The following is a 13,174-nucleotide window of genomic DNA, read 5'->3' on the forward strand; positions in this document are numbered from 1 at the left end:
GGACTGGCGGGTGGGAACAGTGTGACTCAGCCGCTGCCCGCGCCGCCCGCGACGGTGACGAACCGGCTGCCGAACAACTGCTGGACCTCGTCGAGCTGGTCCCGGGCTCGCCGCGCGGCGGAGTCGCGATGTCGCTGGTCGGCGTCCTGGTGTAGGGCGAGTTCGGCGCGCGCGGCGGCGGCGACGGCCTCCGGGGTCATGCGGTCGGGGCCGGTGCCTGCGCCGGGGATGTTCGCGGCGAACCGCCAGAGCAGCCGGCGCGCCGCCGCACCCGGGTCGGCCAGGCGCTGGATCTCCTCGGCCAGCCGCGCTGCGGCGGTGAGGAAGTCGACGCGGGGGCTGAGCGGCCCGATGATGCGGGTGGACATCGACCAGGTCGAGACCGCGAGCAGGCCCCTGGCCGGCGCGAGCAGGTCCGCGGTGAGCGCCGCGCAGAGGTAGTACGGCCGCGCGTGCGGCGCCGACCGGAACGAGCGCTCCTCGTCGCGCCGGAGGCTGGTCAGCCGCGCGGACGTCATCTCGCCGGTGGAGAACGCCTCGTGTACCTGGACGATCAGCTTCGGCGCGGCCGGTGCGCCGAGCATCGTCAGCGCTTGGTGGACCTGCTCACGGAGCGGGAGCAGGGCGGCGGCCGCGCGGTGGTCGGCGGGGGGCGGCTCGTCGGGGTCCGGCTCCGAGGGTGGGGCCAGAGCGTCCAGCGCCATGTCCCACTCGCGTTCGGCGCGCCGGAGTTCGGCGCGCAGCGTCTGCGCGCGTGACCGGTCGCCCGCGGTGACGGCCCGGCGGACGGCCGCCCGCAGATCGTCGATGCGGCGCTCCAGCGCCTCGGCGGTCTCGGACACGCCTCGAACCTAGTCGCTTCCAGTGTTCTCCAGCAAGACCCAGCGTTTTCCTCTTGCGCTGCGTGCTCATGTCTCCCCATAATCTCCAGCATGTTCCAGTAAACGGGTCTGGCCCGATGGGCGTCGCTACGCGACTACGACGCACCCTCGGAGGGGAGACATGGATCGAGAGCACGTACTGCTTGACGCACTGTTCGACCGTCTGACGACGGACGACGTCGCCGACCGCACCGCTGACCTGGTGCTCGCGGCCTACGCGGGCGAGGACGAACTCCGGGCCGTGCTGGCCGGTGAGCGCGTGGAACTTCCCGAACGTCCGGCGGCCGACGCCGAGCAGGCCGCGGTCTATCTGCGGTCGATCACGGTCGCCGGGTTCCGCGGCGTGGGACCGAAGGCCGAGCTGATGCTGCGGCCCGAGCCCGGCCTGACGCTGATCGTCGGCCGTAACGGCTCGGGCAAGTCGAGCTTCGCCGAGGCCGTCGAGCTGGCCCTCACCGGCGGCAGCGCCCGCCTGGCCGAGCGGTCCGGCACGTTCCGGTCGGGCTGGCGGAACCTGCACGTGCCGTCGCCGGGCCTGATCGAGCTGAACGCGCTGGTCGACGGCGACGCCCGGCCGATCCGGATCCGGCGTACCTGGGGCGAGGACGAGACCGCGCCCGAGGAGGCAGCCGTCGAGGTCCGCCACGGTGCGGATCGCTACGACGGCACCGCGGCGCTCGGCTGGCAGCGGCCGCTCGAGGTCTACCGGCCGTTCCTGACCGCCGACGACCTCGGCCGGTTGATCGCCGCGCGGCCCAGCGACCTGTTCGACGCGCTGGCCCCGCTGCTCGGCATCGAACCGGTCACCGCCGCGGACGAGCGGCTGAAGGCCGTGCGCCGGGAGCTGACCGCCCGGCAGAACGCCGTCCGGGACGGGAAGAAGGAGCTGCTCGCGCTGCTGGCGGCGAGCACCGACGAGCGGGCGCGGGAGGCCGAGCGGCTGCTGGCCCGTCCCCGGCCCGACCGGGCGGGGATCGACGCTCTGCTGGCGCGCGCCGACGACGTGGACGAGCCCGGGGTGGCCGCCGCACGGCGTCTGCTGGCCGCGCCGCCGCTGCCCGGCGCCGAGTACGCCGAGGACGTGGCGTCGGCGCTGGAGTCCGCTGCCGGGCGGGTCGCCGGGGGAACGGGTCCGGAGACCGAGCGGGTCGAGCAGCTGGCCGGGCTGCTGCGGTTAGCCGTCGGGCGGCACGCCGCGCACGGGGACGAGGACTGCCCGGTCTGCCGCACCGGCCGCCTGGACGCCGACTGGGCCGCCGAGGCGCGGCACCGGCTGGAGCAGGCCGATCGTGCGGTGGCCGGCGCCCGCGAGGCCGCGAAATCGCTCGCCGACGCTCGGCGGAAGGCCCGCGATCTGCTCGCGAGGGTGCGCGCCGTCCTGCCGGACGGCCCGGGAGGCCCGAACGGGACGCGAGGCCCGGGAGACCCGGGCGCCGCGGGCGGTTCGGACGGCTGGGGCGGGCTGGTTGGGCTGGAGGGGGTGCCGGCGGAGGTTCGGGCGGGGCTTCTGGACGCGCTGGTGCGGTGGCGCACCGTTGATCCCGACGACGATCCGCTGCGCCTGGCGTCCGAATTGCGGTTGCAGTACCCCGGGCTGCGGGACGCGGTCGACCGGACCACGGACGCGGTCGCGGCCTGGCTGCGGGACCGGCACGACGCCTGGCGCGGCCCCGCCGCGGCACTGCAGCAGTGGCTGACCGCGGCGGACGAGGCGGCCGCGGCCAAACAGCCGCTGACCGAGCTGAAGGCCGCGATCGAGTGGCTGCGCGGCGCGATCGGCGAGCTGCGGGCCGCCCGGCTCGCCCCGTTCGCCGAGCGGTCGCAGCAGATCTGGCAGGCGCTGCGGCAGGAGAGCAACGTCGAGCTGGCCGGCATGACGCTGGACGGGTCGAGCACCCGCCGGCGGGTCAGCTTCCCGGCCGCGGTCGACGGCGCGGCCGCACCGGCGCTCGCGGTGATGAGCCAGGGTGAACTGCAGGCGCTCGGGCTGGCGGTGTTCCTGCCTCGGGCGGTGGCCACCGAGAGCCCGTTCCGCTTCCTGGTCGTCGACGACCCGGTGCAGAGCATGGACCCGGCCAAGGTCGACGGCCTGGCCCGGGTGCTGGCCGGGCTGGCCGCGCACCGCCAGGTCGTGGTGTTCACCCACGACGACCGGCTGCCCGAGGCGGTCCGGCGGCTGGGGCTCGGTGGCCGGATCCTCGAGGTCACCCGGCGGGAGAACTCCCGGATCGAGATCCGGGCCAACCACGACCCGGTCGACCGGTATCTGGACGACGCGCGGGCGCTCGCCCGTACCGACGAGCTCACCGAGGACGTGCGGGGGCCGGTGGTCGCGGCGCTCTGCCGCTCGGCGGTCGAGGCCGCGTGCCACGAGCAGGTCCGGAGGGTCCGGATCGACCGTGGTCAGCCGCACCGCGACGTGGACGCGGTGCTGGGCGCGGCCGGGCCGACCACGCAGGTGGCCGCGCTGGCGCTGTTCGACGATCCGGCGGCGGGCGGCCGGGTGCTGCCGCGGCTGAACCGCGCCGGTGGCTGGGCAGCCGACGCGTTCCGGGCGTGCAAGGAAGGCACCCACGGCCGCTACTCCGGTGACCTGCCCAAGCTGGTCGCCGACACCACCCGGCTGACCGCCCTGCTGCGGGGCCGGAAGTGATGGGGCCCGGTGCGACGCCGGGGCCGGGTGTGACGGCGGGGCCCGCTGCCACCTCCGGGCCGGAAGTGACGGCGGGCGGGTACCTGGCCGGTGCCGAGGACGTTCTGCGGCGGGCCGTGGCCGGGACTCCCGGCGTCTGGCCGCGGATCTGCGTCTGGCTGCTCCGGCTCGCGCTGGAGGCCGCCCTGGACGCCTATTGGCAGCGCACGCTGCCCGCGGTCGCCGGCTGCCGGAACCGCCGGGCACAGCTGCTGATGCTGACCGAGCACGCGGGCCCGGCGCTGACCGGCCGGGCGAGCTACCTCTGGTGGGCCCTCTCCCGGGCCGGGCACCACCGGAGCTACGAGCTGGCACCCACGGCCGGCGAGCTGCGCCACCTCTACGTCGAGGTGCGCGGGACCGTCGGTGCGCTGGAGGGGCGCGCACCGGCGGTGGGGTGAGCGGCGGCGGGCCGCGGCCTGTGGCCCGCCGCTGCGGAATTCGTTTTCTCCATTTCGATAAACCCAAGGGGTTCAGTCATGTCCGCGTACGACCCGTACCAGCAGCCGCAGTACCACCAGCCGCACCAGCCCCAGCCGCCTCACCAGCCTTACCCGCCCCGTGGCGCGATGGTCGGCCCGGGCGGCTACGGCGCGCCGCCGCCGAAGAAGACCAGCGGCGGGAAGATCGTGCTGTTCGTCTTCCTCGGCATCCTCGCGCTGTGCGTCGCGGGCGGCCTCGTGGGGGCGCTCGGGGGCGGCAGCGGTGCCGGCACCGACACGGCGGCGGCGCCCAGCGGCGACGCTCCCGAGCAGAGCGCGAAGAGCGAGGAGAAGCCCGCCGGGCTCAACACCCCGGTCCGGGACGGCAAGTTCGAGTTCACGGTGACGTCCGTCCAGTGCGGCAAGACCACGGTCGGGACCGAGTACCTGAACAAGACCGCGCAGGGGCAGTTCTGCCTGGTGGCGGTCACCGTGAAGAACATCGGCGACGTCGCGCAGCTGTTCGACGCCTCCTCGCAGAAGGCGCACAACGCGCAGGGGCAGGAGTACGCCGCCGACAGTGAGGCCTCGATCTACGTCAACTCCGAGGGGCAGACGTTCCTGGAGCAGATCAACCCGGGCAACAGCGTCAACGGCACGCTGGTCTGGGACATCCCGAAGGGGCAGAAGCTCGCGACGCTGGAGCTGCACGACTCGCCGTTCTCCGGCGGCGTCGAGGTGAGCGTCGGATGACCCGGACGCTCCGCGTTCGGAGGATGCGGCCCGACCGGGCATGATAGGAGGGGCGTCGACGGCAGTACCGCTCTGCGCCAGCGAACGTTCATGGCGTATGAGGAGGTCAGGCGTTGAGTACACCCGAGACGGCGCACCCGGGATTCCGGGGCGTCATCGCCGTCGACGGCCCCTCCGGGTCGGGTAAATCCAGCGTCTGCCGTGCCGTCGCCCGTCAGCTCGGCCTGCGCTACCTCGACACCGGCGCGATGTACCGCGCGGTGACCTGGGCGGCGCTCGACCGCGGCGTCGACCTCGCCGACCGGCGCGCGGTGGCCACGCTCTGCCGCGCGCTGGTGCTCGACATCACCACCGACCCGGCCTCTCCCGGGATCGCGGTGGACGGCGTCGACGTCACCGGCGCGATCCGGCAGACCCGGATCTCCGAGTCGGTCTCGGCGATCGCGACGAACCTCGACGTCCGGGCCGACCTGATCGCCCGGCAGCAGGCCATCCTCGCGGAGGAGAAGGGCCCGGGCATCATCGCCGAGGGGCGCGACATCACGACGGTCGTCGCTCCCGACGCCGACGTGCGCCTGCTGCTCACCGCGGACGAGAACGCGCGGATCGCGCGCCGCGCCCGTGAGCTGCACGGCACCGACGACGCCGACGCGCTGGCCGCCACCCACGCCCAGGTCGCGACCCGGGACAAGCGCGACTCGACCGTGGTCGACTTCCTGGCCGCGGCCGACGGCGTGGTCGAGATCGACACGTCCGCGCTGACGTTCGACCAGGTCGTGGCCACCGTCCTCCGGGTCGTCTCGGAGACGGCGGGAGCGGGGATCCGATGAGCGACAACTGGACGCAGCTCGTCGAGGAATACGACATCTCGGACGCCGAGCTGGCGCACCTCGAGGGCGACGAGAACGACGAGGGTGAGGCTCCCGGCTCGCTGCCGGTGCTCGCCGTCGTCGGCCGGCCCAACGTCGGCAAATCGACGCTGGTCAACCGCATCCTCGGCCGCCGCGAGGCGGTCGTGCAGGACGTCCCGGGCGTGACCAGGGACCGGGTCGCCTACGACGCGGTCTGGAACGGACGCCGGTTCACGCTCGTCGACACCGGCGGCTGGGAACCCGACGCCCAGGGCCGCGCCGCCGCGATCGCGAGCCAGGCCCGGTACGCGATGTCCGTGGCCGACGCCGTCCTGCTCGTCGTCGACGCCCGGGTCGGCATCACCGAGACCGACCTCGCCGTCGCCCGCGTGCTGCAGCGCGGCGGCAAGCCGGTCGTGCTGGCCGCGAACAAAGTCGACGACACCAAGGGCGAGGCTGACGTCGCCGAGCTGTGGCGGCTCGGCCTCGGCGAACCGTGGCCGGTCTCGGCGCTACACGGCCGCGGCTCGGGTGACCTGCTCGACAAGGTCCTCGAGGTGCTGCCGGACGCGCCGCCGGAAGGCCGCTTCGGCACCGGCGGGCCCCGCCGCGTCGCGCTGGTGGGCCGCCCCAACGTCGGCAAGTCCAGCCTGCTCAACGCGGTCTCGCAGGAGGACCGCGCGGTGGTCGACGCGGTCGCGGGTACCACGGTCGACCCGGTCGACAGCCTGGTGGAGCTCGGCGGTGAGGTGTGGCGCTTCGTCGACACCGCCGGGCTGCGGAAGAAGGTCACGTTCGCCAGCGGCGCGGAGTACTACGCGAGCCTGCGGACGGCGGCGGCGATCGAGGCCGCCGAGGTCGCGGTCGTCCTGCTCGACGCCAGCGAGGTGCTGAGCGAGCAGGACCAGCGCGTCATCACGTCCGTGATCGACTCCGGCCGCGCGCTCGTGCTCGCGTTCAACAAGTGGGACCTGCTCGACGAGGACCGCCGCGAGCTGCTGGAGCGTGAGATCGACCGTGACCTGCAGCGAGTCCGCTGGGCGCCGCGGGTCAACATCTCCGCCCGCACCCGTCGCGCGGTCGACAAGCTGGCCCCGGCGCTGCACACCTCGCTGGAGGGCTGGGAGCAGCGCATCCCGACCGGGCGGCTCAACTCCTGGCTGGGTGAGCTGGTCGCCGCGCATCCGCACCCGGTGCGGGGCGGCAAGCAGACCCGCATCCTGTTCGCGACCCAGGCCGGCAACAAGCCGCCCCGGTTCGTGCTGTTCACCACCGGCCCCGTCGACGTGGCCTACACCCGGTACATCGAGCGTCGGCTGCGCGAGGACTTCGGTTTCGCCGGTACGCCGATTCAGATCTCGGTGCGGATCAAGGAAAAGCGACGGCGCAGATGAGCTTTGTTTCTCCTGGTTTCGGTGGGCGTAGGCGGGAACACCGGGAGCTGCCCCCCGGCCAGTACCTGACCGAGGACTTCCCGGTCCTCACCTACGGCCCTACCCCGCAGGTCGACCTCGCGGACTGGAACTTCGCGATCACCACCGAGACCGGTGCGATCCACGGCTGGGGCTGGGAGGCCCTCCAGGCGCTCCCGCACGAGACGCCGCACGTCGACATCCACTGCGTCACCAAGTGGTCGAAGCTCGACACCGACTGGGAAGGCGTGTCGCTGGACACGCTGTTCGAGAACGTCGAGACCGAGGCCGAGTACGCGAAGGTCTACTCCTACGGCGGTTACAGCACGAACCTGCCGCTGGAGGACCTCCTCGACGGCAAGGCGTGGATCGCGTTCGGCTTCGACGGCGAGCCGCTCGAACCCGAGCACGGCGGCCCGGCCCGGCTGCTCGTCCCGCACCTCTACTTCTGGAAGAGCGCGAAGTGGGTGCGGGGCATCCAGTTGCTGCTCGAGGACGAGCCGGGCTTCTGGGAGGAGAACGGCTACCACAACTACGGTGACCCGTGGCGCGAGCAGCGTTACGAGGGGGACTGACGTGGTCCGACGGCTGACCTGGCAGGTCGGCACGGTCGCTGCGGTGCGCGAGGAGACGGCCACCGCCAAGACGCTGGTGCTCGACGTCCCCGAGTGGACCGGGCACCTCGCCGGCCAGCACCTCGACATCCGGCTGACCGCGCCGGACGGTTACTCCACCGAGCGGTCGTACTCGATCGCGTCGGCGACGGCGGCGGGTCGCGTCGAGATCACCGTGCAGCGCGTCGAGGACGGTGAGGTCTCGCCGTACCTGACCGATGTGCTGCAGGTGGGCGACCCGCTGGAGCTGCGCGGCCCGGTCGGCGGGTACTTCGTCTGGCGTCCGGCCGACGAACAACCGGTGCAGCTGATCGCCGGCGGGTCCGGGATCGTGCCGCTGATGGCGATGGCCCGCACCCGCGTCCAGGTCGGCAGCGCGGTTCCGTTCCGGCTGCTGTACTCGGTGCGGAGCCCGGAGGAGGCGATCTACCGGGACGAGTTGCCCGGGCTCGGGTTCGAGGTGACCTACGCCTACACCCGGCGGACGCCACCGGAATGGCCCACGCCGGCCGGGCGGGTCGACGCGGGGTTACTCGCCGCGACCGCCTGGTCCCCGGACGACAAGCCGCGGATGTACGTGTGCGGCCCGACGCCGTTCGTCGAGGTCGTCGCGAACCTGCTGGTAAACGCCGGTCACGACCCGGCCGCGATCCGCACCGAGCGGTTCGGACCCGCGGGTAAGTAGTCACGGATGGTAGCGTCCCGGGCCGATGAGTTCGACCCAGGAACTGGCCATCCGACGTCTCGAAGCCGCTGCCGAACCCGCCTCACACCTGCGCCGTCGGCGGCGACCGGACGCGCTGGTCACGGTCGTGGTCCTGGCGATCGGTGCGTTCGCGCTCGCCGGAATCGGATCGCCGCTCTGGGGACAGACCTCGCTCACCGAGACCGGGTTGCTGGGCCGGGTCAGCCCGTACACCGACGGCCAGCTGCTCGGCGTCGAACGGCAGACGTACGACCTCGGTGACACGGTCGACGCGGCGATCCCGAACGCCGCGCTGTTCGGCGACGCGATCCGCGACGGCGAGTGGCCGTCCTGGAACCCGTACGTCCTGGGCGGCGAGACGCTCGGCGGCACGCCGAACGCCGGCCTGGCGTCGCCGGTCGCGCTGCCGTTCTGGTTCCTCCCGGCCTGGCTCGCGCCCGCCTACGTGCTGCTCCTGCAGATCGTCGTCGCGGTCGGTGGCTGTTACCTGTTCCTCCGGCGGTTGCGGCTCGGCAAACCAGCGGCGTTGCTGGGCGGGCTGGCGTACGCGACCAGCGCGTTCATGGTCGTCTGGCTGAACTGGCCGCAGACCAGGGTCGCCGCGTTCATCCCGGCGCTGTTCTGGGCGCTGGAGTGCGTGATCCAGAACCGGCGGATCCGGGACGCGGCGCTGGTCGCGCTCACGGTCGCCGCGATGCTGCTCGGCGGCTTCCCCGCGGTCACCGGTTACGCGCTGGCGACCGGCTCCTGTTACGTCGTCGTCCGGGCGGTGGCCGAGTACGGGTGGGTGGGCCGCACCATGGGCGTCTGGATCCGGGCGCTGGTGGGTGTGGGTACGGGCGCGGCGCTCGTCGCGATCCAGCTCGTGCCCTGGGTGTCGACGATGTCGACGGTCCTGCTGCGCGGCCGGGCGCAGACGCCCGAGGACCACATTCCCACCCAGGTGCTGCTCACCACGATCGCGCCGTACGTGTTCGGCACGGTGCGGCCCGATCAGGGCCCGTACTGGTACGAGGCTCGGATCTTCCTCGAGGAGGTCTCGTACGTCGGGGCCGGGGTCGGTGTGCTCGCGATCGTCGCGGTGGCGCTGGCCCGCTCCGGCCGGGTGGCGCTGCCCCGCGCGACCTGGTGGTTCTTCGTGGCGGCGACCGGCGCCTGGGGCGTCGTGATCTACCTGGGCGGGCCGCCGCTGGCGCTACTGCAGAGGTTGCCGTACCTGTTCTCGGACAACGCGGTCGACCGCGCCCGCAGCATCCTCGGCTTCGGGATCGCGGTGCTGGCCGCGGTCGGCTTCCAGCTGCTGCTCGACCGGGCGCGGGATCGTGTGCCGGGCCGCGACCGCCGCCGGCTGCTGCTCGACCGGGCGCGGGATCGCGTGCCGGGCCGCGACCGCCTCCGGCCGCTGTGGGGCGTGGCGGTGTGGACCGGTGTCGTCGCCGTCGGGGGCGTGCTGTACCTGAGGGCGCGGCGGTACGCGCTGGTCCACGACACCGCATGGGGCTTCGCGGGCGGCGGCCCGCACCTCGGCTTCCTCCACGACGAGCTGGAGAACGGCGTCGCGTTCGTGCTGGCCGCGCTCGGCGCGGCGGCCTGGCTGTGGTTCGCGCCGCCGCGCCGCCGGTTTTTTGCCGCCGCGCTGATCCCGCTGCTGGTGGCCTGGCAGGGCCTGCTCTGGGTGCAGAACTACTACCCGCACACCGACCCGAAGGACTTCTACCCGGTCAGCGGCGTGCACGAGCACCTGGCGGCCAACCTCGGCCACGAGCGGTTCTGGGGCTCGACCGGCGCGGTGCTCGGCGGCGTCCACTCGCTACACCGGCTGCGAGGGCTGCAGGGCCACTCGTTCGTCGAGACCCGATTCGCCGAGCTGCTGGAGAAGCTACCGGGGGAGCAGTTCAGCGCGCCGCCGAAACCCGCGACGTTCCTCTGGCCGGACCCGCTCAACAACGGCTCGTCGCCGACCAGCCCGATCCTCGACCGGCTGTCGATCGCCGAGTACGTGACCCCGCCGACCCAGAAGCCGTTCGGTGTGGAGACGGAGGACACCGGAGACGGCTCGACGCACACGCTGTCCGCCGACCGGCCGGTCACCGTGCGGGTCCCGGTCAGCGGCCCGATCCGGGGCATCGGCGTCACCCCGGCGACGGCGGGGATCGCCGCCACCCACACGCTGCGGATCTCGGTCGTTCTGCGCGACGCGAGCGACCGCGAGGTGGCCTCGGCCGACCGGCTGGACCGTGCGATCAGCGCCGGGACGCCGTTCTACGTCCCGATCGCCGCCGAGGACGTGCCGCGCGGCACCACGCTCACCGCCGAGATCACGGTGCGCGGCGGTTCGCTCGTGGTCGCCGGGCGGAACGGTGCCCCCGCGGTGTCCACGATCGCCGGCACCAACGACGGGCTGAAGCTCGTCTACGTCGAGAACGCGGTGATCTACCAGCGGACGACCGCGCTGCCGCGCGCCCGCTGGGCGTCCGCCACGATCGTGGAGCCGGACGCGGCGAAGCGCCTGGACCTGCTCGCGGACGGCTCGGTCGCCTCCGACGCCGTGGTGCTCGACGCCCCGGGCGGCGTCACCGACGGCAGGCCCGCCGACGTCCGCTGGCACACCGACGGTTTCGACGAGATGCGGCTGACCGTCGACGCCGAGGGCGCCGGATACCTGGTTCTCGCCGACGCGATCCAGCCGACCTGGGCGGTCACGGTCGACGGGACGGCCGCCGACCTCGTGCGGGCGGACCACGGGCTGGCGGCCGTGCACGTCCCGGCCGGGCGGCACATCGTCGCCTTCAGGTACGCGCCGCGGTACGCCGCCCTCGGCGCGTGGGTGAGCGTCGGCACGGTCGTTCTGGTGGTTGTCGCGGTGGGAGGCGAGTGGATCCACCTGCGCCGTCGCCGGGCTGTTGGAACGGGGGCGCCGGCGTCCGCTCCGGCCGAGACTCCTACTCCGGTCGACGCCTGACGCCCAGCCGAGGGAGCGAATTCTTTTCGGCTGACCCTGCAGACGGCAGGGTGCCAGGTTCGGCGCTCGAAGCGTTCTACGGCGTGAAACCCGCGCGCTGGGTGACCTGCTGGAGCCTGCAGAACGTACTGCGGTCGGTGTGCGGCGCGGCCGTGGAACCTCGTCTGCTGGACGACGTCCACAGCACGGTGCTCGGGATCTACGATCCCGACTTGAGCCGGATACCGGGACTCCCGGATCGCCGCGCCCCGGAGCTTCCGGCCTGCCTTCGCTACGTCCGCTCGGTGTTCGAGCGAACCTTCGTCTCGGCGGATGCCAGCCGGGCGTCGACTACGGGCTGCGCAGCCGGGGATGGGCCTCGCGGACCGCAGCGTCGTCCTCTCCGGCGGCCAGTCCGTGCTGATCGGCTGGCCGTGGATCGATGATCGTCCGTCGCTGCTGCTCGACGCGGTTCGCCGGCGGCGGAGCGCTACGGGATGCGGCACAAGTACCACCGCAGCGCCGATGACGTCGACGCGGACGCGTACTTCGTGCTGAGGAGGTGAACCTGGATCGCGTCGACACCCGGTTGCCGGCGGCGACCAGTGCCGTCGTCGTGCCTCCGAGCAGGGCGTTACACCGATCGGCATAGGGCCGGGGTATACCGTTCACCCGATACCCGTACGGGTGTGCGATGAATAGGGTTGCGGGTATGGACACAGGGCTCGGACGGTTAGCCGCGGCGGCGGCCGTCGTTGCTGGTGAGGACTTCACCGGCGGCTCCGACGGGGCCTTGTGTGAGCGGGTGCGGGAGTTGTATCGGATTCGGTCGCAGGTCGACGCCGCGCTGGTCGCGACCGTGGGGGTGGTGCATCAGCGGGGTGCGGTGGAGTACGACGGAGCGGTGTCGACCAAGTCGTGGCTGCGGGCCCGGTTGCAGGTGTCGCCGGTGGAGTCCTCGGAGCTGGTGGACGTGGCCCGGTATCTGTCCGACGATCCGGTGTTCGCGGAGGCGTTCCGGGCGGGTCGGGTGTCGCGGGCGCATGTGCTGGTCGCCGCCCGGTTAGCGAAGAAGGTCGGTCCGGACCTGGCGGGTGAGGCGGTGGAGGCGTTGCTGGGTCCGGCGTTGACGATGGACCCGGCCGCGTTGAAGCACGTCTCTAGGCGGATCGAGGCGTATCTGCGCCCGGAAACCGAGGACGATGACGGCGACGGTGGGGAGCCGGATGAGGCCGACCGTGCGGTCTACAACGCGCAGACCTTTGGCGGAACGTGGGATTTGGCCGGGACGTTGACTCCGGAGGCCGGTGCGTTGGCGCAGACGTATTTGAATGCCGCTTCGGGCCGGCGGGACACCGAAGACGACCGAAGCCCGTGTCAGCGTCGTCATGACGCGCTGGCGGAGCTGTTCCGCCTCGGGCTGGACACCGCGCATCTTCCGACTCATGGGGGTGAGCAGCCGCATCTGGCGGTGCTGGTGCACGCCCGGGATCTGCAGCAGAGCAGCCGGGCGGGCCGGAAACGACGGCGCCTGGCCCCGGTCCGGTTCGACGGTGACGACGCCCTCACCGCGGAGTGGGCGTACCTGGACGATGACCCGGTTCCGGTGCCACCGGACTGGGCCACCCGCCCAGACGACGCCGCGGATCCCGCCGCCGGTATCGAGGCGGCTATCGACTGGGACACCGTCCTCGCGGTCTGGACAGAAGAATCCGCCCACCAAACCGCACCCGACAACAGCCCCCCGTACGGCACCGGCCTCCCCGGCACAGGCCTCCCCGGCACGGGCCTCCCCGGCACGGGCCTGCCCGGCACGGGCCTCCCCGGCACGGGCCTGCCAGAGGCAGCCATGGCCGGGGCGGGACTAGCGGACGCGAACCTGCCGGCCACCTGGCTGCCGCC

At 72.9% G+C, this 13,174-nt stretch carries 10 protein-coding genes; 9 read left to right on the plus strand and 1 reads right to left on the minus strand.

Features of this window, described 5'->3' with window-relative positions; all coding sequences use genetic code 11:
* Positions 1 to 26: 26 nt before the first annotated feature.
* Positions 27 to 842, minus strand: coding sequence for a hypothetical protein (locus BUB75_RS42150; protein WP_073266169.1), 816 nt, complete (start codon positions 840 to 842; stop codon positions 27 to 29).
* Positions 843 to 1,002: 160 nt separating this feature from the next.
* Here BUB75_RS42150 and BUB75_RS42155 point away from each other — a divergent pair, with 160 nt between their 5' ends.
* From BUB75_RS42155 to BUB75_RS42200, 9 genes are all read left to right on the plus strand, one after another.
* The gene (locus BUB75_RS42155; RefSeq protein ID WP_073266171.1) at positions 1,003 to 3,534 is read left to right on the plus strand and encodes an AAA family ATPase; all 2,532 of its coding nucleotides are present in this window, start codon (positions 1,003 to 1,005) and stop codon (positions 3,532 to 3,534) included.
* 29 nt (positions 3,535 to 3,563) lie between these two features.
* A complete protein-coding gene (locus tag BUB75_RS42160) occupies positions 3,564 to 3,974 on the plus strand; it encodes a hypothetical protein (protein WP_143175768.1) in 411 nt (136 codons plus the stop codon).
* Between the two features lie 78 nt (positions 3,975 to 4,052).
* Positions 4,053 to 4,748: a DUF4352 domain-containing protein gene (locus BUB75_RS42165; RefSeq protein WP_218618107.1), complete on the plus strand. Its 696-nt coding sequence runs from the start codon at positions 4,053 to 4,055 to the stop codon at positions 4,746 to 4,748.
* 113 nt (positions 4,749 to 4,861) lie between these two features.
* Entirely contained in the window at positions 4,862 to 5,578 is a 717-nt protein-coding gene (cmk, locus tag BUB75_RS42170) for a (d)CMP kinase (protein WP_073266173.1), read from the plus strand.
* Positions 5,575 to 6,993, plus strand: coding sequence for a ribosome biogenesis GTPase Der (gene der, locus BUB75_RS42175; RefSeq protein WP_084742462.1), 1,419 nt, complete (start codon positions 5,575 to 5,577; stop codon positions 6,991 to 6,993). The genes cmk and der overlap by 4 nt, the downstream gene beginning before the upstream one ends.
* Complete coding sequence (locus BUB75_RS42180; protein WP_073266175.1) at positions 6,990 to 7,586, plus strand: sulfite oxidase-like oxidoreductase; 597 nt, start codon at positions 6,990 to 6,992, stop codon at positions 7,584 to 7,586. Before der ends, BUB75_RS42180 begins: the two co-directional genes overlap by 4 nt.
* 1 nt (position 7,587) lies before the next feature.
* Complete coding sequence (locus tag BUB75_RS42185) at positions 7,588 to 8,310, plus strand: ferredoxin reductase (RefSeq protein WP_143175769.1); 723 nt, start codon at positions 7,588 to 7,590, stop codon at positions 8,308 to 8,310.
* A gap of 25 nt (positions 8,311 to 8,335) precedes the next feature.
* Positions 8,336 to 11,293, plus strand: coding sequence for a glycosyltransferase family protein (locus tag BUB75_RS42190; RefSeq protein WP_073266179.1), 2,958 nt, complete (start codon positions 8,336 to 8,338; stop codon positions 11,291 to 11,293).
* Between the two features lie 691 nt (positions 11,294 to 11,984).
* Positions 11,985 to 13,174 (plus strand): DUF222 domain-containing protein (locus tag BUB75_RS42200; protein ID WP_178380123.1); only part of this gene is annotated, 1,190 nt, incomplete at its 3' end.

This window comes from Cryptosporangium aurantiacum (assembly GCF_900143005.1).
In the GTDB taxonomy this organism is placed as follows: Bacteria; Actinomycetota; Actinomycetes; order Mycobacteriales; family Cryptosporangiaceae; genus Cryptosporangium; species Cryptosporangium aurantiacum.